Here is a 23,806-nt window from a genome sequence, read left to right on the forward strand (position 1 = left end):
CTGCGTGGAGCAGAAAGTCTTACTTGGATTTCTTAGGACGACCGGCCTTGAGTGGCGACAAGCCCGAGATCACGGCATTGAGTTTTTTCATGTCCAGGTCTTTGATCAGCGCAACACCGGCACGCAGCAATTCGCTTTTCTTGACGGCCACGCCGGCTTTCAGGAAAGTTTTTTTCACATCGCTTAAGACCTGATATTCGATTTCCGGCATCGTGAAGCTGTCGCGTATCAGTTTGGCTTTTTTGCCTTTTAATTCTGGCGCAGGTTTCGCTACTGCTTGCACAACTGGTTTTGCCACTGGCTTGACTGCCTTGACGACAGGCTTGGTTGCTGCCGGTTTGGTTACCGCTGGTTTCGCTGTAACTTTTTTCGCTGGCGCTTTGGACTTTACTGCTGGCTTAGTAGCTGCAGTTTTCTTAGCTGCAGGCTTCTTGGCTGCTGCAAGCGGTTTCTTCACAGTTTTAGTAGCTGCAGTCTTAGGCTTGGCAGCGCTTGCTGTTGTTTTTTTAGCCGATGTTTTAACTGGTGTTTTTTTTGCTGCTGCTTTTTTTGCTGGTGCAGCTACGGTAGCGGCTGGCTTCACTTCCACCTTTACTTCTGTTTCGTTCGACACAGGCTTCTCCTTAATAATAAATAGTATAAATAATATATATAGTTTATCTATTTTTTGCAATAAAAATGGCAAAACCTCAATGTAATACCCGCAAACAGAACTTTCAATATGTTGCACTGCCGCGATAAAAATTCATCAAGAGGTCACAATCCAATAACAAAATTACGGTCAAATACGATAACTACATTCCACTCATGACCCTCCTCCGGCTCTTCTCGATCGCCTCCACTGCTTTTCTGATGTCAACTTCTGTCTACGCGGCAGATGATGCCAACACGATCGTGATCGGACAGGCGATAGACTTATCCAGTCCGAATGCCTCTATCGGTCGTGACTATGTGGCCGGCATCAAAACCTATTTTGATGCGTTGAATGCGGCTGGCGGCATCAATGGCAAGCGGATTCGTTACGTTGTACGAGATGATCAAGCCGTGCCTGCGGTCGCCGTCAAGGTAGTCAACGAATTGATTGAGCGCGACCAAATCGATTATTTGCTGGGTGGTGTCGGCGATAACGTCGCACAAGCCGTGCTGAATGCGCCATCCTTCAAGCGCAGCAATCTGGTTTTATTTGCACCATTGGTCGATGCCATCGAGTTGAACAGCAACCGCGTGCTGTTCTGGCGACCAAGTTATCTGCAGGAAGTGCGTCACATCTTTTCCCACTTCAGCCAGCTCGGCATGACGGATGTCGGCATCGTTTATCAGGATGCACCATCAGCTCAGCAGGCATTTCGCAACCTGTCGACGGAGTTGCGCGGGCGTGGATTGAAATTGACCGGTTCCGCAAAAATAGGAAATAACGAGAAGCAGAACGCACAGGAAGCCAGCCAGCTCGCGGCAACCAAGCCAGGCTTCGTTATTGTGATTGCCGATACAATCAGCACGGCATTGTTTTTGAAGGAATTCCGCAAATACGCGGCACAGACTTTTGTAGCTGGCACTTCGCTGATCAATCTGGAGACATTGCGTGAATTGGCAGGTCCACGTGCAGTGGAATGGACGGTTTTTTCACAAGTCGTCCCCAATCCGAACACAGGCAAGTCATCTATTCAACTGGAACATTTGAACATGATGAAGAAATATCGCGACGAGCCGCCGTCATCATTGACACTGGAAGGATTTACCGTCGCCAAGGCCCTGGCAAAGGCCATACAACGATCCAAACGCTCTTCGCGCACAGCCTTGCAGGAATTGATGAGCCAGGATACCAATATCGATCTGGGCGGTTTATCGATCTATGCATCGCCTAGCAGCAATCATTTGTCGAATTATGTCGATATTGCACTCTTCAAAAAGAGCGGTCTGGTCTTCTAACTACGAGTACGCTTTGATCTTGATAAAGTAATGGGCACAACGTTGTGCCCATCATGGATCTGTCTACAGCCGCGTTGACCAGTTTATTCAGCCAGTCAGTTTGATAGAAAAATCAATGCCGACCTCACTCCAGCATTCTTTCTCTTTATTCATCCAGTAAGAAACCGTCGGGTGATCAGTCACCCACTCCTTACGGATTTCCAGCTCTATCCGGTTTTTCATTTTCAGGCGTACCTCGTCAATACCGATATTAAGACGCGCATGCATGAACATCACCGCCAAACGCAAAGACAATACCGCCTTGGCGAAATTGGCATCAGACAAACTGTCAGCCACTTTACGTAAATTGCCTTTTTGCGCCAATACCAGACGACTCATCACGCGTTGCTCACGTGTAGTAAAGCCCGGCAAATCGGCATTCTCTATCATGTAGGCCGCGTGCTTATGGTAACCGCTATGCGACACCATCAAGCCGACTTCATGCAGCAATGCGCCCCAGTACAGCAGTTTGGCGTAACTCTCATCGCTAGGCTTGAGCAAGGTCAAAATTGCACTCGCTACTTGCGCAGCACGTTCTGCACGCGCTTCATCCACTTTAAAGCGCTGCAGAAAATCGCGCGCTGACTCGTCGCGGCGATCGCGCTTGGTCGCACGTAAATGCAAATCCCACAGTACACCCATACGCAGACCTGCTTCGATCGGCTTGACCTCTTTGATACCGAATTCCTGCATCAGCGCAATCAGTATGGCCAGGCCACTGGTAATGCTTCCAGCACGATCACTCTTCATCCCGATCAAATCGATCTTGCTGGCGTGACCGAACTGAATCAAACGGCGTTTGAGTGCCTCCAGGCTTTTAAGCGTGAGCAAGCCATCGCCCAAACCATTCTTGCCAACTGCGTCGGCAATTGCACGCATGGTGCCGGACGAGCCATACGCATTTGACCAGAGATCGGATTTGTATAAAGGCACAGCATCTTCAAAACGCGAACGGGCAGAAAGAATCGCTGCGTCAAACGCGGCGGCATCAATTTCACCATTGGGGAAAAACGTCAGGCTTTGTGGCACGGTACCGATGCTGAACGACTCCACCTGTTCTATCTTCGGTCCCTTGCCCAGAATCAGCTCAGTCGAGCCGCCACCGATATCCAGCACCAGACGACGCTCATTTTGCGAGAGCGTACTGGCCACGCCCATATAAATCAGGCGGCCTTCTTCTTCACCGGAAATGATTTCGATTGGATAACCAATCGCAGCTTCAGCGGCAGGCAGAAAGATCGCCGCATTCTTCGCAATACGTATCGTATTGGTCGCTACCACACGCACGGCGTTCAGCGGATAAGTGCTTAAAATTGAATTGAAGCGCCCGAGCGACTCGATCGCGCTTTCCATTGCTGCTGCAGTAAGATTGCCTTTGCTATCCAGGCCGGCACCAAGGCGTATCGGGTCGCGCGCGCTCTTGATGATGCGCATGGTGCCACCATCATGGCGCCCGATATGCAGGCGAAAACTATTGGAGCCAAGATCTACTGCTGCAAACATTCCATCCTCTCGATCACGCACCAGTTTCGTAGCTTGAACTGTGCAATGGCATCATGCGATTTCGCGTGAAAAGCTCGTGACGATAAGCCCGCATTATTACCGCGTCATGACAATTCTCACCTGCAAGATTGCCATCGCCATTCGCATTTCAACGCATATAAAAAAATTGCGCATCATAAATGCGCAAATTGTTTATACCATTTCCAAATACTGATCGACAAGAAAGATTTGAAGGTAGGAATGAATCTCCGGTTTTAACCGAATTTTCTGACTGCATCGAGCGCAAGTCCTGCACCTATGCTGCCAAATAAATCGCCTTCCACGCGCCGTGCTTCCGGCAACAGGGAACTGATTTTTTCACGCAATAGATGCACACCGCTGGAACCACCAGTGAACACGACGGTATCCACATCACTGGCCGCTATACCCGCGTCGTTAAGCAGACTGGCTACCGTACCTTCAACCGTCGAAACCATCTTGCCGATCGCGCCGTCGAACTCATCACGGCGCAAGGTCAGGGTCTGACGTGGTGACAAACGATCCAGCAACAGTTCTGTTTCCAGCTCTGATGACAGTGCGATCTTGCCCTCTTCTGCCTTCAATGCCAGCCAGTGGCCTGAGCGATTCTCAATCAAATCCAGCAGACTATCGAGCTTGTCCTTTTCACGGGCATCCCGATAAATGTCCTTGATCTGCAACCAGGTCTTCTGCGTATAAGCCAGATTAATCGTGTGCCAGGTTGCCAGATTGAAGTAATAGCTGGATGGCACTTCGGCATTGTTATTCAAGCGACTGCCAAGGCCGAGCAAAGGCATGATGCTGGTCAGGCTCAAATATTTATCGAAATCAGTACCACCGATATGCACACCGCCGGTCGCCAGAATATCGTCGCGTCTATCGACTTTTTTCGCACGCTCAGGTGACAGTCGTACCAGCGAGAAATCCGAAGTACCGCCGCCGATATCGGCGATCAATACCAGCTCTTCTTTCGTTATCTGCGATTCATAATCAAAAGCTGCTGCAATCGGTTCAAATTGAAAATCGATGTCCTTGAAACCAACGGATTGCGCGATTTCATACAAGGTATCTTCCGCGAGAATATCGGCTTCTTCATTACCATCGACAAAAAACACCGGACGGCCAAGGACGACACTGCTGAATTCGCGCCCTGCTGCTTTTTCTGCGCGATGCTTCAACTCGCCGATGAATTGTGTCAGCAAGGTACGGAACGGCAAGGCCTTGCCCATCACTTCAGTCTGATCATCGATCAAGCTGGTGCCGAGCATGCTCTTCAAGGAGCGCATCAAGCGACCCTCATAACCCTGTAGATAATTGGCTAATGCGGCACGGCCGTAATAGACCTGCTCTTCATCCGCATTGAAGAAAACAACGGATGGCAATGTAACTTTGCCATCTTCCAGTTGCAATAATGCCGAGGTGCCGGGACGGCTCCAGCCGACTGTCGAATTCGACGTCCCAAAATCGACGCCGCACGCGTTTGCCATGGAAAAACCTCTGAAAATGAAATGGGCCACGATGATAAGTCATAGACCGCGAGATGTGTTTATTTTCTCGCCTGCCAGCAGGAATGCAGCGTTGTCATACACTTATCAATGAATCGATACACTAATGGACAAGCTGCTGAGAAACCGCATTCTGGCACCGAATGTTCATGAATCAACAATGAGGATTACAATCAATCGTCGTTCTCTACAACGCTGTCTGCACCACATGGGTACTCAATCGCCAACGATAAAGGAGACACATCATGGTTAACGTCGGATTGCAAGTCCGCCTGGAAGCAAAGCCAGGCAAGGAAAAAGAGCTGGAAGAATTTCTGCGTGCACAGCTACCTTATGCACTGGGTGAACCGGCAACAGTTGCCTGGTTTGCAATCAAATTGAATGCCAATACCTTCGGCATCTTCGACGCCTTCGTCAACGAATCTGGTCAGCAAGCACATCTCGATGGCGCAATTGCCAAGGCATTGGGCGAAGTCGCTGCGGATTTGCTGGCAAAACCGCTAGTCATTGAAAAACTCACCGTGCTGGTCGCCAAATTACCCGGCAGCGGCGAAGTCCCTGATTCTCTTGGTTGATGCTAGCCCTTTGCGTGGCTGCATCGTAAAATACCGGCTTACGGAGGATTTATGAATACGAGTTGGGGTAGCGAAGAGGATATGGAAATCGATGACGAGCTGATGCCCGATATCGAACATCTGATCCCATCCAGACAGCGCAATAGCGGCGATATCGGCACGCTGGATTTCTACGACAGACAAGATCGCATGGCGCGAGAAATCGCCGACAAACCACGCTGATGCACAAGGCAGACTGTGGCACGCAATGTAATGCGCGCCGCAGTCCCTGCCAATTCCACATTGATGTTGACGACATTAAACCTTCATCGATGATGCAAGCTTGCTCTTGTCATGCGAACGTTGCCTACTTGCGGCACCCCGTATCGTTGCATCCATCCCGTCACGCATAAGCTTAATCAAGGAATCGCCCATGTCACCTATCGTGCAATCGTTCTTTGATGCAGAAACAGGAACCGTCAGCTACGTGGTGTACGAAGCACGCGGATCAGCCTGCGCCATCATCGATTCGGTACTCGATTACGATCCCAAGTCAGGTCACACCAGCACTACCTCCGCCGACAAGCTCATCAACTTCATTCAAGAACAGAAACTGATAGTCGAATGGATATTGGAGACGCATGCACATGCAGACCATCTATCCGCCGCGCCTTATATCAAAAATCATTTAGGTGGCAAGATCGCCATCGGCCAGATGATCACCAAGGTACAGCGCGTCTTTGATGACATTTTCAATCTGGAAGATTCATTCAAATTTGATGGCTCGCAATTCGATTATTTGTTTCATGAAGACGAAGAATTCCATATTGGCAATCTGACTGCCAAGACACTGTATGTGCCGGGACATACGCCCGCCGATATGGCGTATCACATAGGCGACACCATTTTTGTCGGCGATACCTTGTTCATGCCGGATGCAGGCACCGCACGCTGCGACTTCCCTGGTGGCGATGCACACACGATGTATCAGTCCGTACAAAAAATCCTCAGCTTTCCCGACACAACACGCTTGTTCATGTGTCATGACTATCCGCCAAATGGCCGTGCGCCCGCATGGGAAAGCACAGTCGCCAAACAGCGCACCACAAACATCCATATACGCAAAGACATAGACGAAGACGATTTCGTCGCGATGCGCACCGCGCGCGATAAAACCCTAGGCATGCCCACCCTCATATTGCCGGCAATTCAAATCAATATCCGCGCCGGCAATATGCCTCCAGCCGATGACAACGGCGTGCGATATCTGAAAATCCCCCTCAACACACTGCCAAGCTGACAACCTTTCCCTCATAGGAGAGCGCACCATTTAAGTGCGAAAAATAAGCGATTCAGATGGCATCGTTATTGCTTCATGGAAAGTAGGCATTTGCCTGAGCGATACGCTTGCACCACCCAGATGCTGGGAAAACTGGGGGACGTTCGTGACTTAAAATACCGCATCCAATCATGTTGCTCTCCATGCCATCCCATCCTGCTGATCCAACCTTGCAAGCGCGCTTGCTGGGCACCCTACTTGCCAATTTAGAAGGCATGGTCTACCGCTGCCGCCTGGATGAACACTGGACCATGGAATTCGTCAGCGAAGGATGCTTCGCACTGACCGGCTATACCGAAGAAGATATTCTGTTCAACAGCCGCATCTCCTACGACCAGATCACACACCCGGATGACCGTCAGCATGTGCACGAGACCGTTCTGGAGGCAGTCAGAAACAACCAGCGCTTCGACATCGAATACCGCATAGTGCGTGCCGATGGCACGGTTCGCCATGTATGGGAACGTGGCACCAACATCACTCACGATAGTGAATCACGTGACATTCTCGAAGGTTTTATCCAGGACATCACCGAACGCAAGCAAGCCGACGAAGCCTTGCGCGAAGCAGAACGACGCTATCGCAGCATCTTTGAAAACGCGATCGAAGGGATATACCAATCAACGCCCAATGACGGCTATCTTGCGGTCAATCCTGCGCTAGCCCGCATGTATGGCTACGATACGCCGCAGGAATTGATCTCCACCTTGCGCGACATCGATCATCAGGTTTATGTCGATCCGCAACGCCGCATTGAATTCATGCGCCTGATGGCCAAGCATGGCGTTGTGACCAATTTTGAATCTCGCGTGCATAGACGCAACGGCGATGTGATCTGGATTTCTGAAAATGCCCGCGCAGTTCATAACAGTGTAGGCACCCTGCTCTTCTTCGAAGGCACGGTAGAAGCCATCACCGAACGAAAACTGCATGAAGCAGAAATCCAGTTTCAGGCTACGCACGATGCGCTCACTGGCTTACCGAACAGAACTCTGCTGTACGATCGTATGCAGCAAGCGGTCTTGCATTCCGCACGCTACGGCAATCTGACTGCGATTGCCTTCCTCGATCTGGATCAATTCAAATTCATCAATGACAGCCTAGGCCATCAGGTTGGCGATGAATTATTAAGAATTACCGCACACCGCCTGACTTCCTGCCTGCGCGAGAGCGATACCGTGGCACGCCAGGGCGGTGATGAATTCGTCCTCTTGCTTACTGATCAACCGAGTGAAGAGGCGATTTCACACACCATGCAACGTGTGTTGCACGAGGTTGCACAACCGTGGAAAGCCAACGATCTGGAATTCCAGATTACATGCAGTATCGGCGTCACACTCTGCCCCGACGATGGTCGCGATGTAGAAACATTGTTGAAGAATGCCGATTCCGCGATGTACAAGGCGAAGGAACTGGGACGCAACAACTTCCAGTACTTCTCTGCAGAGATGAACAATTCCGTGACTGACAGGCTGGAATTGCTGAACCACTTGCGTCAGGCCATTTCCAACGAAAATTTTGTGCTGCACTACCAATCTAAAGTCAGCCTCGCGTCTCACAAGATCATCGGCGTAGAGGCTTTGATACGCTGGAACAGCGCACACGCGGGTATGATTTCACCCGCCAGTTTTATTCCTCTGGCGGAAGAAACAGGCTTGATCATTCCGCTCGGTGAATGGGTATTACGCACAGCCTGCCGACAAAATCGCGCATGGCAAAAGGCCGGCTATCCGCCAATTCCGATTTCGGTCAATCTTTCGCCGCGCCAACTAGCGCGAGGCGATATCGTTGAAATGGTGGAGCGCATCCTGACCGAAACCGATCTGGAGCCGCAATATCTGGAATTGGAAATTACGGAAAGCGTGATGACCACAGATGTGGAGAAATCGTTTGCCATGCTGACGCAACTACGTGCACTCGGCGTGAAAATTTCGCTGGATGATTTCGGTACCGGATATTCCAGCCTGAGTTATCTGAAACGCTTCCCGGTCGATACCTTGAAGATAGATCAATCCTTCGTGCGCGATATCGCCACCGATCAAGACAGCGCTGCCATCGTCAAAGCCATTATTTCACTGGGGCGGAATTTGAATCTGACTGTGCTGGCAGAAGGTATAGAAACTGAAGATCAATTCCAGTTTCTACTGGAAAACGGCTGTAACGAAGGTCAGGGATATTTGATGAGCAAACCTATCCCGAACAAAAACTTTTTGGATTTGTTGAAGAAATAAGCTGCTCTATTTGAATAAGCTGTTGTTGCTGCGATCAGAAGCTCAAGCGTTTCACGCCATCTGCAGTTCCCAGCAAGCCGACATTCGCACCGCGTCTTGCAAACAAGCCAACTGTCACTACGCCGACGATATCGTTGATCTGCGCTTCCAGCTCTGCAGGATTTTGAATCTGCATACCCAGCACGTCGATAATGTAGCAACCGTTATCAGTCACCACTGGTTTGCCATCTTTCACGCGCAGGCGCGGCTCACCACCGAGCGCAGCCAATTTACGCGCAACAACTGCTTGCGCCATCGGGATCACTTCTACCGGCAACGGGAAATTACCTAATTTATCCACCAGCTTGGAACCGTCAGCGATACAAACGAATTGTTTGGCCACAGAAGCAACAATCTTTTCGCGCGTCAATGCTGCACCGCCGCCCTTGATCATCGCGCCATCTGATGTAATTTCATCCGCGCCATCGATATATACCGACATCGAGTCGATATTGTTCAAATCAAAAATGGTAATGCCATGCGCACGCAAACGCTCTGCAGTCGCTTCGGAAGAAGCCACCGCGCCCTTGATGCGATCCTTGATCTTGCCCAACTCGTCTATGAAGAAATTGGCTGTGGAACCAGTGCCTACGCCGATGATTTCACCTGTCACTACATAATCGATGGCAGCGCGGGCTACTGCTTGCTTCATTTCGTCTTGGGTCATGGCTATACACAGAAAAAGGAATTTGGAAGTCCGCTATTTTAACGGATGCCCGCATCAGCATCCCGACTACGCGGTAAAAATGACCTTATCGTTGCCTTCATATCAAGCTTTTTCGTCCACATGCTCTTCCAAGGTCTCGAAAAGCGCGATTTGCAAGCTGGAGTGCCAGCGTACAAAGGTCTTCCACAGCACAGCCGTCAATATCGCGGCTGCAACCAGCAATACGATCAGCACATTGGTCGGTGGCAGTATGCTCGCGCTCAATAAACCAATCAAAAGAAGAATCCCGACTATCGACAACGCTGGAATCACCTCGGCAATCACGCGACGCAAGCCATGTACAAACTTGCCGCCATCGCCAATGATGAGCTCCGCCAGTAACAAGCTCAATGCATTCAGTTTTCGATAAGTTGCAATCAAGAACGGCAAGGAAACAGCCAACGCTCCGCCAAATACAATGGCTTTTTGAATATGCTCATCCGCAATCGATGAAGCCAGACTTTTTTCAATCGCACCAAAAATATAAATCCCTGCCAGGAAGACCGCCGCCGTCATCGCGCAATTGACGATCACCTGCGCCACTATGCGCATCACGATCTTCGCCAGCATTGCGCGATCACCTTCAAGCTGATTGCTTTGCAGCCACGCGGTATAACGATTGGCGAAGCGGCTAATGTTGCTCGGCATGGCCGACGCTGCACGCTGCGACAAAGGGTCCGCCAGCTTGATTAAATACGGCGTCAACAACGTCGTCACAGCCGAGACCGCCACTACTATCGGATACAGAAAATCGCTGGTGACCTGCAAGGTCAAACCAAGCGAAGCAATGATGAAAGAGAACTCACCGATCTGCGACAGCCCCATACCAACGCGCAGTGAAGTCTTGCCGTCGTTACCCGCAACAAAGGTACCAAGCCCGCAGGCAAAAACCTTACCGAGCACAACTGCGACCGTGATCAAGGCAATCGGCAATGCATACGTCACCAATACAGTAGGATTGAACAGCAAGCCCACACCAACGAAGAACAAGGCGCTGAACATATCGCGGATAGGCGCAATCAAGCGCTCAATCAAATGCAACTGCCGCGCCTCTGCCATGATCGCACCTATCATGAAGGCACCCAGAGCAATGCTGTATTCCAATTGCAAAACCAGCAGACAGAAACCGAAACACAAGCCCAACACAGTGATCAAGAACACTTCATTACTCTTGAACTTCGCCACATAAGCCAGCAAACGCGGCACCATCAGCAAACCCAGCACCAATGCCACGATCATGAAAAGCGAGAGCTTGCCAACAGTAGCGAACACATCTCCAGCATCAACCGAACCATTCATTGCGATACCGGACAACAGTGCGATCATGCCGATGGCCAGAATGTCTTCCACGATCAGGATGCCGAAAATAAGCTGAGCAAAGCGCTCATTTTTCATCCCCAGTTCATCCAGCGCCTTGACGATAATCGTCGTCGAAGAAATCGCCAGCATCGCACCGAGGAACAACGAATCCATCGTATTCCATTTGAAGTACTGCCCGATTTCATAACCTATCCAGGTCATCAAAACGATTTCCCCAAATGCCGCGATGAAAGCAGTCACACCGACGCTACTCAGTTTTTTCAGATTGAATTCGAGGCCAAGAGAAAACATCAAGAACACAACGCCAAGCTCAGCCACGATCTTGATCGTTCTATCGTCGTGTATCAGTTCGAAAGGTGGCGTATGCGGCCCGATGATCACGCCGGCGAGAATGTAGCCAAGGACAACAGGCTGTTTGAAATGATGGAACAAAATCGTGACTATGCCGGCGATCAGCATGATCACTGCCAGATCCTGAATGAATTCAGCTCCATGCATAGGGTGGCCCCGGATTGTTTTTATTGACGTACGGATGGGCGTGGAACGTGCTGCTGATGGTTAAACCTTACACATAGATGAAAGATGTGTCTATGCTGGATTTTAGGTAGGTTTTGTTTTTATATGGTCGGGGCGTATTGATTCTGTTCTCTCTCCGTAGAGAGTTGGTATGCCGGGGGCGGCCCGGCAGCCGCTCACTTTTCTTGCTTCGCCAAGAAAAGTAAGCAAAAGAAGGCGACGCAAAAGCCGTTGCCCGCTAAAGCGGGTACCCAAGACAAGCAATCGCCAGTCGGGGTCGCAAACCAACTCGCTACGCTCAGACATGTTTGCGCCCTTTATCCGCCTGACGATTGCTTGTCTCGGCAACGTCACATGCGGGAAAGTCAAAAACAACGACAACGACCACAGCCTTACTTATTCACGTAATGTGCGTGACTTCCGTCAAGCAACAAGGCTGTGGCTGTTGATTTTCCCCCGCTTTGACGCAGCCGTTTGTGCGGGGCAGAAAATGGATAAAGAAGTGAACGTTGTCTGAGCCGAAGGCGAGTTTCGTTCGCTTCCCATTTTTTGTCCTGCACAAACGGGAACCCGAAGGGCTGCGGCTCCGCGGTCGCCTTTCTTTGCTTACTTTCTTTGGCGAAGCAAAGAAAGTAAGTGGCTGCCGGGCCACCCCCGGCATACTGAGCCACCTAGAACAAAGAACAGCATCAACAAACAAAACCCAAAACCACAATAAAAAAGCCGCTTCAAAAGCGGCTCCTTCTTTATCAAAACAAAGCAAACCTCACCTCAACCCCGAAGCCGCCTTAGCCAAAGCAGTAATCCTAACCCAATCACCAGCCGCTACCGCATCCTTGGGTGTCAGCCAAGACCCGCCCACACAAGCTACATTCTTGCAGGCCAAAAACTCTGCCGCCGTCTCCTGCGAAATCCCGCCCGTCGGACAAAACAGCACATCCGGCAACGGTCCCGCAATCGCATTCAACATCCCAACACCGCCAGCCGGCACAGCAGGAAACAACTTCAATTGATGAAACCCTGCTTCGCGCGCCGACATCACTTCTGACGGTGTCATCACACCTGGTAGCAAAGGTAAACCACTGGCACGCGAACCTTCGATCAATTCCATCGTCAATCCTGGCGACACACCAAAGACCGCACCAGCATCACGTGCTGCCACAAAATCTTCGCGTCGCGTCAAGGTTCCAACGCCAAGAATGGCTTCCGGCACTTGCTCGGCAATCGCACGAATAGCAGCCAAACCGTGTTGCGTACGCAAGGTTACTTCCAGCACGCGTATGCCGCCCGCGACCAATGCCCGTGCCAGCGGCACCGCGTAGTTCAAATCGTCGATAGCAATAACCGGAATAACCGGCGACGCGCGCATTATTTCCAGCAGATTCATGTCAGTTTCCTATTGGACGCTCAATCAAACTATCTTCATCGACAAACGGCTCATCATCCGGCACTGCAAGCGTATTGCTCGTTTTGTCTTCGTCAGTTTCCAGTAAAGGCGGCGGCAAACCGAAGGTGGTAGCGCCCTCTTCCGCCTCACTCACCGAGTGACGGAACATCGCAAACAACTCACGCCCCATGCCGATTTCGTTTTGCGACAAGTCGGCTGGTTCTGCACCGCGCGCAGCCCATTCCGCTTCTGGCACCAGCGCTTGCAACACGCCAGTTTCCGCATTTAATTGAATGATGTCGCCGGTGCGCACACGCCCCAAAGGACCGCCCGCCAGCACTTCCGGCGAGACGTGAATGGCTGCCGGCACCTTGCCCGAAGCACCTGACATACGACCATCAGTCACCAAGGCAACATGACGCCCCGCATCCTGCAAGCTACCCAACGCTGGTGTCAGCGCATGCAATTCCGGCATACCGTTCGCGCGTGGGCCTTGATGACGCAATACGGCAATGAAGTCTCGATTCAATTCACCTGCCTGATAAGCATGCATGAAGGCTTCTTGCGAATCGAACACGATGGCTGGTGCCTCCACGATGCGATGCTGCACCTTGACTGCCGATACCTTCACCACTGCACGTCCAAGATTGCCTGACATCAGCTTCATGCCGCCATCAGTCGAAAATGGTTCAGTTGCAGTACGCAAGACATCTGTATTGCCACTTACCGCTGCGGCTGCTTTCCAGACAACTTTGTCATCCTGCAAGAATGGCTCGGTCGCATGCGCACGCAAACCACGCCCGAGAATAGTCAGCACATCGTCATGCAATAAACCCGCATCCAATAATTCACGGATTACGAAACCGGTGCCACCAGCAGCATGGAAGTGATTTACATCGGCGTCACCATTCGGATAAATGCGTGCAACCAAAGGTGCGATACTCGACAAGGCATCGAAGTCATCCCAATCGATCACTATCCCAGCCGCCTTCGCCATCGCGACCAGATGCAAGGTGTGATTGGTAGAGCCGCCGGTCGCGAGCAAGGCCACGACGGCGTTGACGATAGTCTTTTCATCGACCAGACGACCAATAGGTGTGTAAGTTTTACCTTGTGCACTGATTTCAACTGCGCGTTGTGCTGCGCTTGCAGTCAAGGCATCGCGCAAAGGTGTGTTCGGTGTAATGAAAGCAGCGCCCGGCAGATGCAGACCCATCACTTCCATCAACATTTGATTACTGTTAGCTGTACCGTAGAAAGTACAAGTGCCAGCATCGTGATACGACTGTCCTTCCGCTTCCAGCAAGGCATCGCGTCCGATTTTTCCCTGCGCATACAGTTGGCGTATCCGTGCTTTTTCCGGATTGGACATGCCGCTCGTCATCGGCCCAGCTGGCACAAATACCGCAGGCAAATGTCCGAAGTGCAATGCGCCGATGATCAGCCCTGGCACGATCTTGTCGCATACGCCGAGATACAAGGCTGCATCGAACATATTGTGCGACAAGGCAATCGCCGTAGACATGGCGATCGTATCGCGTGAAAACAGCGACAACTCCATGCCCGGCTGACCTTGCGTAATGCCATCGCACATCGCAGGCACGCCACCGGCAAATTGTGCGACGCCGCCCGCTTTGCGCACTGCGTCCTTGATGATCTGTGGAAAACGCTCGAATGGCTGATGCGCCGACAACATATCGTTATAGGCAGAAATGATGGCAATAGACGGATTCGTTTGCTGCTTCAGCACCAATTTGTCGTTCTGCGGGAAGGCAGCAAAACCGTGGGCAAGATTGGTGCAGGAAAGCGTACTACGCTGCACACCCTTTTGACGCGCATGTTCCAAACGCTGAAGGTAGGCAGTGCGATAAGGCCGGCTACGCTCTACGATCCTTGCGGTTACGGCAGTCACAACAGGATGGAGCGACATATAAATTCCTTGAAAAACAGTTTTGAAATTTTACTACAACAAATTGTATCGAACTACCATCATCTTTTACTTTCTTGCGAAAACGTAGGACTCCTTATCGCGCAAGAAATTCACTCCATGACCGTTTCATTACAAACCATCGAAATGTGGCATTCGATTGAACTTTCCATCGGAACAAGTATCCGTTACAGGCGTGCTACAAATAATCGGCCATGCACATTCGTTGTTTGCATTGCCCACAGTAAATTTATTTGTAGTGAAATTACCATAAATTGATGTATAGTTTCAACCAACCTTAGATCGCGTCTACCGCCCATGCGCATACCGCTTACTGCCACCACCGCCTTCCAGGCGCTGCAACAGCATCACACCGAGACAAAAGACCGACAAGTCCGCGACTTGTTTGCACAGGACCCTGCTCGCTTCGCCAAATTATCCACTGAAGGCGCAGGTCTATTCCTTGATTACTCCAAAAATATTGTCGATGACAAGACGATGACATTGCTGTACGCGCTTGCCCGCGATATGCGGGTAGAAGCGCAACGTGATGACATGTTTGCCGGCAAAGAAGTTAATCGCACAGAACATCGCGCAGTCCTGCATACAGCCTTGCGTAAACCGCGTAACGAAAAGCTGATGCTGGACAACAAAGATATTGTTCCAGATATACAAGTTGTACTGGATCAGATGGGCGCATTTAGCGAACGCGTGCGTTCCGGCGAATGGCGCGGCTTCGATGGACGCGAAATTACCGACATCGTCAACATCGGCATAGGTGGCTCCTACCTCGGCCCGAAGATGACATGCCAGGCACTACGCTCTTTCGCACACCCTCGCCTGATCACGCATTTTGTCTCCAATGTAGATGGTCATGATCTGGATGCCATCCTGTCGCGCGTCAACCCCGCCACGACCTTATTCATCATTGCTTCCAAAAGTTTCCATACCGAAGAAACCATGATGAATGCGCAATCAGCACGCACATGGTTCTTGAAGCACGCGAGTGAGGCCGATCTCGCCAAACACTTCGTCGCCGTTTCTACCCATTTGGATGCAGTAAAAGCCTTCGGCATTGCGCCAGAGAATATGTTCCCATTCTGGGATTGGGTGGGTGGTCGCTATTCGGTGTGGTCCGCTATCGGCCTGGCACTGGTACTCTCGATAGGCATCGAACAATTCAAGGAATTTCTTGCCGGTGCGCATGCAATGGATCAGCACTTCCAGGATGCGCCACTGGAAAAAAATCTGCCTGTCATCCTCGCTTTGATCGGCATCTGGAATCGCAACTTTATCGGCAGCACCTCCATTTCAATTGCGCCTTATCACCAGGATTTGCGTCTGTTTCCCGGTTATCTGCAACAACTGGAAATGGAAAGCAATGGCAAGAGTACTCAGGTTGACGGTACAAAAGTAGAAGTCGCAACCTGCCCGGTTATCTGGGGCGATGTCGGCACCAATGGCCAGCATGCCTATTTCCAGTTGCTGCATCAAGGCACAGACATCATGGCAGTCGACTTCATCGCTGCGCTGACACCATCGCATGCGATGAAAGAACACCAGGTCTTGTTATTGGCCAATTGCTTCGCGCAATCTGAAGCCTTTATGCGCGGCAAAAATGCCGATGAAGTACGCGCCGATATGCAGGCACAAGGATTACCAGCGGCAGAAATTGAAAAACTGCTGCCGCATCGTATCTTCCGCGGCAATCGTCCAAGCAACACTATTTTGATGGATGCGTTAACCCCGAGCACACTGGGTGCGTTAATTGCGTTGTATGAACACAAGGTGTTTGTACAAGGCACAATCTGGGGCATCAATAGCTTCGATCAATGGGGTGTTGAACTAGGCAAGATACTGGCAAAAAACATCCAGGCGGAATTGAGCAATCAAACAAAACCCGAGACACACGATAGCTCGACCAATGGTTTGATTGCACGCGCCAAGACTGCACTACACAACAAACAATAACGTTCTAACGAACACTTACTCATACAACTTTCTTCATTACCATGGCTCTCACCGATTTTGATCTTGTCTTGTTTGGCGGCGGCGGCGACCTGTCGATGCGCAAACTCATTCCTGCGCTGTACGCTCGTGACCGCGCCGGAGATTTGCCTCCTGCGGCACAGATCATTTGCGTCGGTCGCCATAGCTGGAGCCAGGAAGAGTTTGTTAATACGCTGAATGAAAATGCCAAGCCGCATATCAACGAGAAGACCTTAACGCCAGCGGTATGGGACAAATTCTGCGCACGTATCAAATACGTTTCGCTGGATGCGAGCAATGTTGATACTTATCAAACACTGAATGATGCCTTGCGCGATAACCCTGCGCTCACCCGCGTCTTTTATCTTGCAACGCCACCTACCCTGTTCGCCAAGATTTGCCACAATCTATCCGCACGCGGATTGGCAACCGAGAATTCCCGCGTCGTTCTGGAAAAACCGCTAGGCCGCGATCTCGCCAGCGCCAAACAGATCAATCAGGAAGTCAGCCTAGTCTTCAAAGAATCACAGATTTACCGGATCGATCACTACCTCGGTAAAGAAGCCGTACAAAATCTGCTCGCACTGCGCTTCGGCAATGTGCTGTTCGAACCACTGTGGCGCCGCGAATGGATTTCCGATGTACAGATCACGATCGCGGAAGAAATCGGCGTTGGCAATCGCATGGGCTATTACGAAACATCCGGCGCCTTACGCGACATGCTGCAAAATCATTTGCTGCAATTGCTGTGTATCGTCGCAATGGAACCACCACTGTCTGTGACACCCGACGCAGTCCGTGACGAAAAGCTGAAGGTATTACGCTCGCTGAAACCATTCACGCAAAATGCACTGGCAAAGAACATCATCCGTGGCCAATACCGCTCCGGCCATGTCGATGGCAAGGCTGTTCCCGGTTACAGACAAGAAAAAAATTCCGACCCGGATTCGAATACTGAAACCTTCGTTGCCGTCAAAGCCGAGATCGATACATGGCGCTGGGCCGGTGTACCCTTCTATTTGCGTACCGGCAAACGCATGGCCGATCAATTGGCAGAAATCGTTGTGCGCTTCAAACCGATCCCGCACTCTATCTTTGCGCAATCAACCAACAGCTTCCAGCCGAACTGCCTGGTCATTCGTCTGCAACCAGATGACGGCCTGCAGTTGAACCTGATGGCAAAAACACCGGGCGATGGCATGCGCCTGAAACCGGTCGAACTCGAGCTCGACTTTGCTGAAACCTTCAAAGCACCACGCATGGATGCCTACGAGCGCTTGTTGCTAGACGTATTGCGTGGTCAATTGACACTGTTCATGCGCAGCGATGAACTGGAAGCAGCCTGGGAATGGGTTGAGCCTGTACTGCGCCATTGGGAACAAGACGGCAACGAACCACTACCGTATGCAGCCGGCACCTGGGGGCCAGCTGCATCGAGCGCGCTGATTGGCCGCGACGGCCTGCAATGGCGCGAAGAAGCCTTACCGGAATAAGCGGAGCACACCCGCATGCTGCTGGACTCAATACGCACACAGTACGACTCACTTTCCAAATCGGAAAAAAGAGTCGCACTCGCCGTATTGGAACAACCTGAACTCGCCATTGCAGAAAACATCACTGCACTGGCAAAAAAAGCCGAGGTATCAGAACCAACTGTCGTGCGCTTTTGCCGCGCCATAGGCTTTGATGGCTGGCAGGCATTCAAGCTGAAGCTGGCGCAAGGTCTGGCGCTCTCGCCCGGCACTGGCGAATCACCCATGTTGGAAGACATGGCTACAGATATCGTCGACAAGGTGTGTAATCGCTCGATCAACACCTTGCTCGACCTGCGTAACAGTCTGGATGCCAATGCCATCGAAAAAGCGCTACAGGTTTTAGGCAACGCCAACACGATAGAATTTTATGGGCAGGGCACGTCCGGTATCATCGCTGCCGATGCACAGCACAAATTCTTTCGTTCCGGCGTACCGACAGTCGCCTACTCCGATCCGCACATACATAGCATCGCCGCATCCTTGTTGAAAAAAGGCGATGTCGTGGTCGCCATCTCGCAGCGCGGTAGCAGTCTCTCTCTACTACGCAGCGTACAACTGGCACGTAGCTCGGGAGCTGCCATCATCGTACTCGCACCCAGCGGCACACCATTGGCGGAGTTGGCGACAATACTGATTCCTATCGACCTGCACTTCCATACCGATCCCTATACGCCGATATCGGCACGCCTCGCCCATCTGGTCGTAATCGACATACTTGCAGTCGGGTTGGCACTACGCTTGAGTCCTGAGCGTCGCAAAAAAATGGTCAACGCTCAGAAAGCGCTACAAAAATTCGACCTGCAATTCGATTCCTTCCTGCAAGTGCCGCTGAAAAATTAGCTTTATCCAGTGTCTGCAAAGATGCAGGAACATTGCGTACAATAAGAGTGTCAATACCGATCATTCCTAGACAACTCACTATTGCGCCATGAACCAACTCGAACAACTGAAGCAATACACCACTATCGTTGCCGACACGGGCGACTTTCAATCGATCAAAGCATTTGCACCGCAAGATGCAACAACCAATCCATCACTGATCCTGAAGGCGGTGCAAAAGGATGAGTACAAGCCGATCATGGAAAAGGTCGCACGCGACCATGCTGGTAAAAGCACCAACGAAATCATTGATCATCTGCTAGTCGCGTTTGGACAAGAAATTCTCAAAGTCATCCCTGGTCGTGTCTCAACTGAAACCGATGCGCGCTTGTCCTTCGATACCGAAGGCTCGATTGAAAAAGGCCGCACGCTGATTCGCCTGTACGAAGAAGCAGGCATCTCGCGCGATCGCATACTGATCAAAATCGCCTCCACATGGGAAGGCATACGCGCCGCACAGGTATTGGAAAAAGAAGGCATACATTGCAATCTGACGTTGCTGTTCTCTTTACCTCAAGCCATTGCCTGCGCCGATGCACGTGTACAACTGATTTCGCCATTCGTCGGCCGCATCTATGACTGGTACAAGAAATCTACCGGCACCGACTACACCGGCGCGGATGATCCTGGCGTGCAATCGGTCAAACGCATCTATACCTACTATCGCAAGTTCGGTTATGCCACTGAAGTGATGGGCGCCAGCTTCCGCAATACTTCGCAAATCATCGAACTGGCCGGCTGCGATCTGCTGACCATCAGCCCTGAACTGCTGCAGAAGTTGGCCGAGTCGGATGCGCCGCTGACACGCAAGCTCGTGCCGGCAGAAGCAAAAACTGCAGATCTCCAGAAACTCACGCTGGATGAAAAAACCTTCCGCAGCATGTTGAACGACGATGCGATGGCAACCGAGAAACTGGCTGAAGGCATACGCGCATTCTGTGTGGATGCAGTAAAGCTGGATAAATTGCTTGAAGCGTTGAAATAGTCCAAGCGACGGAAGACGCTACGCTCTTCCGTCTTACTTGCTGGCAGTTTTTACAAAAGGTCATTTCCCTTAAAAACGTGAGGCAAGTATGGGCAAGGGTCGGGTCGAAGCATTCAGCGATGGCGTCATCGCTATACTCATCACCATCATGGTACTGGAGTTGAAAGTGCCTCACGGAGAAAACCTCGAAGCACTCAAGCCGCTGATTCCCGTATTTCTGAGTTATGTGTTGAGCTTCGTCTATCTCGGCATTTACTGGAACAATCACCACCACATGCTGCACACCGCTGAAAAGGTCAGCGGCGCAATGCTGTGGGCCAATCTGCATCTGCTTTTCTGGTTATCGCTCATTCCCTTCGTCACTGGCTGGATGGGAGAAAACCATTTCGGCGCCATGCCTTCAGCAATTTATGGCGTGATATTGCTCATGTCTTCCCTTGCCTACTGGATACTCGAACGCTTGCTCATCTCCGCCCAAGGCAAGAACTCTCTCTTGCAGCGTGCGATAGGCAAGGACTGGAAAGGCAAGATATCACCCGTTCTGTATGCCATCGCCATTCCAGCTGCCTTCTGGTTTGAATGGATTTCCATCAGCATCTATGTGCTGGTTGCTATCTTGTGGCTGGTACCTGACAAACGCATAGAACGCGTATTTGAAAGAACAGAATAAGTTCTTTATGCAGAAGAGACGAATCATTTCCGTCTACCTTGAATGAAAAATGCGGATCGTATTTCACTTCATCAGTGAAACACGATCCGCATTTTTTATAAAACCGAAGCTATCAGTGCTTCAATGCATCCGGCACCTTGCCACCGTTTTCGGACACCTTGATCATCACTTGCTTGTGTAACCAGATATTCATCGCTGCCGAATCATTGGTATCGCCGGTGTAATTCAGCTCTTGTGCCAATGTTTTACGAGCAGTCAGGCTGCTATCCATATCCAGCAACTTCATCAAATCGACGATAGAAGTGCTCCAGTTCAGCTTCTGTGGATTTTTCTGTGCCAAGCCATTCAGAATGGCTTCCACATCGACTTGTTGAGCCGGTGCGGATGGTGCGGCAGGCGCTGCTGATGTAGTTGCCGCAGGTGTAGATGGAGCCGGGGCGGCGTGTGAAGATGGAAATATCTTGCTGAAAATAGTACTAAGAATACCCATGGTGTACCTCCTTTGAAAAAATCGGAAAGTCGATGGAAATCTATACTGCAAACAGCCTTGCTACGATAAAACCAATACGGCGAAGTTCCCTTGCTTATTCATCGCTATTACGATGACACCACAAAAATCACCCTGTTTCAACAAGGCAGAAACACATAGCGTGCTCTGCCATTGAAGAAATCAGTTAAAAATCAAACCGTTAAACGTCCAGTAGCCAAGTAGGAAAAGCACCAAGGCAATGGCAAACTGCTTCAAGAAATTTTTATTCATGTCGTCCTCTGTTCGCGGCGTTTTTAGACTACGCCGTCGCGTCTCAACTCTGCAATGCCCGCATCATCATAACCCAGTGTTCGCAATACATCATCCGTATGCTCGCCCAAAGTTGGACCCAGCCATTTTGTTGCACCCGGCGTTTCAGACAATTTAGGCGTGATTGCAGGCAGTTTGATAGGTGTACCGTCTGCAAATGCATGCTGCTCAAACATCTTGCGCGCAAGAAATTGTGGATCGCTCATCATGTCGCGTATCGAATAGATTTTACCCACAGGCACATCGGCCGCCTGCAAAATCTCCAAGGCGCTTGCTATAGTCTGCGTCGCGCACCATGCCTGTATCGCTGCATCTATCTCTGCAGTACGTGGAACACGTCCATCGTTGCGTGATAACTGAGTATCGTTGGCCAGATCGTCACGTCCCATCGCCAGCATCAAACGCTTGAAGATGGCATCGCCGTTACCTGCAATCACGATGTTTTCACCATCACCAGTCGTATAGGTATTCGACGGCACGATGCCGGGCAAGGCGCCACCGGTACGTTCGCGCACCACACCTGCGTAATCATATTCCGGCACCAGCGATTCCATCATATTGAATACCGCTTCGTACAAGGCGACATCTATCATCTGCCCTTGTCCGGCGACCGATGCCTCGCCGCTCTTGCCATTCCAGCGGCCACCAGTTGCATCACGATGACGCAGCGCCATCATTGCACCTATCACGCCATGCAAGGCCGCGACCGAATCGCCTATCGAAATACCGACGCGTAATGGCGGCCGATCCGGGAAGCCGGATACATAACGTAATCCGCCCATCGATTCGCCTATCGCGCCAAAACCTGGCTGATCCTTCAACGGCCCAGTCTGACCGAAGCCGGACAGACGCACCATGATGGTTGCTGGATTTTCCACTTTCAATTGTTCGTAGCCTAGCGACCATTTTTCCAGCACGCCAGGTCTGTAATTCTCGATGATGATGTCTGCTTCCAACGCCAGTTTCTTTGCAATTTCCTGCCCGCGTGGATCCTTCAGATTCAAGGTCAGACTTTTCTTGTTGCGCGACTGTACCGACCACCACAGCGAAGTGCCATCCTTCAATACGCGCCATTGGCGAATGGGATCGCCACCGTCTGGTGATTCGATCTTGATAACGTCTGCGCCAAACTCTGCCAGCATACGCGAGCAGAATGGACCTGCGATCAATGTACCTAACTCCAGAACCTTGATTCCGGCTAAAGGACCGGATGATGCTGTTTTCTTCATGTATTTTTTTAGATATATGCGAGTTCACGTAATTCGAATTCGAGATTCAAGCGCGCCTGATGTTCAAGCGTAGCTGCCATGGTCGGCGTAAAAAACAACGATGGTCTTTCCAGAAAGCGCTGCAAAAATTTACCACGCGCTATCCGATATTCTTCTATCGGCACCCAACTGTATTCCGCACGGATAACTTCGCTGTATTCCTTATAGACAGCTTCTCTTGCACCAAGAATGGTGAGATCCATATCGAGGAACAAGGGAAGATCAACAATGCGCGGCGAAGTAATTTCGTGCCGCTCGGTGGCGATGATGCATTCCATGACTGGCGGAATATGGTGCTCATCGATTTGCATCGCGATCATGGCCCGGCGCGCCCATTCCGCGCTACGTCGTTCATTATCTTTCAAATGCGTATCGTAGATCACGTCGTGGAACCAAATGGCGAATTCCACTATTTCTGGTCGATTGATTTGATGGCGATGTGTTTCTGCATAGCGCAGCAACACCATGACATGCGATAGATTGTGATAAGTGCGATGTGGCTCGGAATAATGTCGGATCAATTCATCCCATACCGCATCGGATGCTGCACGATCGGCAGCAACTGAAGTCACCAGTGCTTGCCATTTTGCGCGCAGCCAACTTTGATTTTCAGGAGAGTGGGTAAACATTGCGATCACCTTTATGAAAGATGAAACATCAAGTTGTAG

21 protein-coding genes are annotated in these 23,806 nt (G+C 50.9%); 11 read left to right on the top strand and 10 right to left on the bottom strand.

Going from position 1 to position 23,806, the window contains the following annotated elements:
- Window positions 1-19: 19 nt before the first annotated feature.
- The gene (locus AC07N2_RS16340) at window positions 20-613 is read right to left on the bottom strand and encodes a hypothetical protein (RefSeq protein ID WP_494779186.1); all 594 of its coding nucleotides are present in this window, start codon (window positions 611-613) and stop codon (window positions 20-22) included.
- Between the two features lie 239 nt (window positions 614-852).
- On the opposite strand from AC07N2_RS16340, the gene AC07N2_RS16345 reads away from it, so the two are divergent.
- Window positions 853-1,929: an ABC transporter substrate-binding protein gene (locus tag AC07N2_RS16345; protein WP_494779187.1), complete on the top strand. Its 1,077-nt coding sequence runs from the start codon at window positions 853-855 to the stop codon at window positions 1,927-1,929.
- Window positions 1,930-2,016: 87 nt separating this feature from the next.
- Here AC07N2_RS16345 and AC07N2_RS16350 read toward each other — a convergent pair whose 3' ends face one another.
- A complete protein-coding gene (locus AC07N2_RS16350; protein ID WP_494779188.1) occupies window positions 2,017-3,471 on the bottom strand; it encodes a Ppx/GppA phosphatase family protein in 1,455 nt (484 codons plus the stop codon).
- Window positions 3,472-3,725: 254 nt separating this feature from the next.
- On the bottom strand, window positions 3,726-4,976 hold the full coding sequence (locus AC07N2_RS16355) for an Hsp70 family protein (protein ID WP_494779189.1): 1,251 nt from the start codon (window positions 4,974-4,976) through the stop codon (window positions 3,726-3,728).
- Between the two features lie 263 nt (window positions 4,977-5,239).
- Between AC07N2_RS16355 and AC07N2_RS16360 the strand changes: the two genes are divergently transcribed.
- The 4 genes from AC07N2_RS16360 (at window position 5,240) to AC07N2_RS16375 (ending at window position 9,118) form a co-directional block, all read left to right on the top strand.
- On the top strand, window positions 5,240-5,569 hold the full coding sequence (locus tag AC07N2_RS16360; protein ID WP_494779190.1) for a putative quinol monooxygenase: 330 nt from the start codon (window positions 5,240-5,242) through the stop codon (window positions 5,567-5,569).
- Between the two features lie 51 nt (window positions 5,570-5,620).
- Window positions 5,621-5,791, top strand: a complete 171-nt coding sequence (locus AC07N2_RS16365; protein WP_157889190.1) for a hypothetical protein — start codon at window positions 5,621-5,623, stop codon at window positions 5,789-5,791.
- Window positions 5,792-5,981: 190 nt separating this feature from the next.
- A complete protein-coding gene (locus tag AC07N2_RS16370) occupies window positions 5,982-6,848 on the top strand; it encodes an MBL fold metallo-hydrolase (protein ID WP_494779191.1) in 867 nt (288 codons plus the stop codon).
- A gap of 170 nt (window positions 6,849-7,018) precedes the next feature.
- Window positions 7,019-9,118: a sensor domain-containing protein gene (locus tag AC07N2_RS16375; protein WP_494779192.1), complete on the top strand. Its 2,100-nt coding sequence runs from the start codon at window positions 7,019-7,021 to the stop codon at window positions 9,116-9,118.
- 34 nt (window positions 9,119-9,152) lie between these two features.
- Here the strand turns inward: AC07N2_RS16375 and rpiA are convergent, their stop codons facing one another.
- Both rpiA and AC07N2_RS16385 read right to left on the bottom strand, forming a co-directional pair.
- On the bottom strand, window positions 9,153-9,824 hold the full coding sequence (gene rpiA, locus AC07N2_RS16380) for a ribose-5-phosphate isomerase RpiA (RefSeq protein WP_494779193.1): 672 nt from the start codon (window positions 9,822-9,824) through the stop codon (window positions 9,153-9,155).
- A 102-nt stretch (window positions 9,825-9,926) separates the two neighbouring features.
- A complete protein-coding gene (locus AC07N2_RS16385; RefSeq protein ID WP_494779194.1) occupies window positions 9,927-11,681 on the bottom strand; it encodes a cation:proton antiporter in 1,755 nt (584 codons plus the stop codon).
- Window positions 11,682-12,003: 322 nt separating this feature from the next.
- Here AC07N2_RS16385 and AC07N2_RS16390 point away from each other — a divergent pair, with 322 nt between their 5' ends.
- Complete coding sequence (locus tag AC07N2_RS16390; RefSeq protein ID WP_494779195.1) at window positions 12,004-12,216, top strand: hypothetical protein; 213 nt, start codon at window positions 12,004-12,006, stop codon at window positions 12,214-12,216.
- Window positions 12,217-12,465: 249 nt separating this feature from the next.
- On the opposite strand, the gene eda is transcribed toward AC07N2_RS16390, so the two are convergent.
- Both eda and edd read right to left on the bottom strand, forming a co-directional pair.
- Complete coding sequence (gene eda / locus AC07N2_RS16395) at window positions 12,466-13,086, bottom strand: bifunctional 4-hydroxy-2-oxoglutarate aldolase/2-dehydro-3-deoxy-phosphogluconate aldolase (protein ID WP_494779196.1); 621 nt, start codon at window positions 13,084-13,086, stop codon at window positions 12,466-12,468.
- Window position 13,087: 1 nt separating this feature from the next.
- The gene (gene edd / locus AC07N2_RS16400) at window positions 13,088-15,016 is read right to left on the bottom strand and encodes a phosphogluconate dehydratase (protein WP_494779197.1); all 1,929 of its coding nucleotides are present in this window, start codon (window positions 15,014-15,016) and stop codon (window positions 13,088-13,090) included.
- A 315-nt stretch (window positions 15,017-15,331) separates the two neighbouring features.
- On the opposite strand from edd, the gene pgi reads away from it, so the two are divergent.
- The 5 genes from pgi to AC07N2_RS16425 all read left to right on the top strand — a co-directional run bounded on the left by pgi (window position 15,332) and on the right by AC07N2_RS16425 (window position 21,071).
- Window positions 15,332-16,984 carry a glucose-6-phosphate isomerase gene (gene pgi / locus AC07N2_RS16405; RefSeq protein ID WP_494779198.1) on the top strand — a complete coding sequence of 551 codons (1,653 nt, stop codon included), beginning with the start codon at window positions 15,332-15,334 and terminating at the stop codon, window positions 16,982-16,984.
- Between the two features lie 41 nt (window positions 16,985-17,025).
- Window positions 17,026-18,495, top strand: coding sequence for a glucose-6-phosphate dehydrogenase (gene zwf, locus AC07N2_RS16410; RefSeq protein WP_494779199.1), 1,470 nt, complete (start codon window positions 17,026-17,028; stop codon window positions 18,493-18,495).
- Between the two features lie 15 nt (window positions 18,496-18,510).
- Window positions 18,511-19,377 (top strand): MurR/RpiR family transcriptional regulator, encoded by an 867-nt coding sequence (locus tag AC07N2_RS16415; protein ID WP_494779200.1) that lies wholly within the window; start codon window positions 18,511-18,513, stop codon window positions 19,375-19,377.
- 88 nt (window positions 19,378-19,465) lie between these two features.
- Window positions 19,466-20,401 carry a transaldolase gene (gene tal, locus AC07N2_RS16420; RefSeq protein WP_494779201.1) on the top strand — a complete coding sequence of 312 codons (936 nt, stop codon included), beginning with the start codon at window positions 19,466-19,468 and terminating at the stop codon, window positions 20,399-20,401.
- 88 nt (window positions 20,402-20,489) lie between these two features.
- Window positions 20,490-21,071, top strand: a complete 582-nt coding sequence (locus tag AC07N2_RS16425) for a TMEM175 family protein (protein ID WP_494779202.1) — start codon at window positions 20,490-20,492, stop codon at window positions 21,069-21,071.
- A 112-nt stretch (window positions 21,072-21,183) separates the two neighbouring features.
- Here AC07N2_RS16425 and AC07N2_RS16430 read toward each other — a convergent pair whose 3' ends face one another.
- The 3 genes from AC07N2_RS16430 to AC07N2_RS16440 form a co-directional block, all read right to left on the bottom strand.
- Window positions 21,184-21,561, bottom strand: coding sequence for a DUF3597 domain-containing protein (locus AC07N2_RS16430; protein WP_494779203.1), 378 nt, complete (start codon window positions 21,559-21,561; stop codon window positions 21,184-21,186).
- 293 nt (window positions 21,562-21,854) lie between these two features.
- Window positions 21,855-23,099 carry a CaiB/BaiF CoA transferase family protein gene (locus tag AC07N2_RS16435; protein WP_494779204.1) on the bottom strand — a complete coding sequence of 415 codons (1,245 nt, stop codon included), beginning with the start codon at window positions 23,097-23,099 and terminating at the stop codon, window positions 21,855-21,857.
- Between the two features lie 8 nt (window positions 23,100-23,107).
- Window positions 23,108-23,767: an HD domain-containing protein gene (locus AC07N2_RS16440; protein ID WP_494779205.1), complete on the bottom strand. Its 660-nt coding sequence runs from the start codon at window positions 23,765-23,767 to the stop codon at window positions 23,108-23,110.
- Window positions 23,768-23,806 lie beyond the last annotated feature (39 nt).

This window comes from Herminiimonas sp. GW821-FHT09C12 (assembly GCF_059416385.1).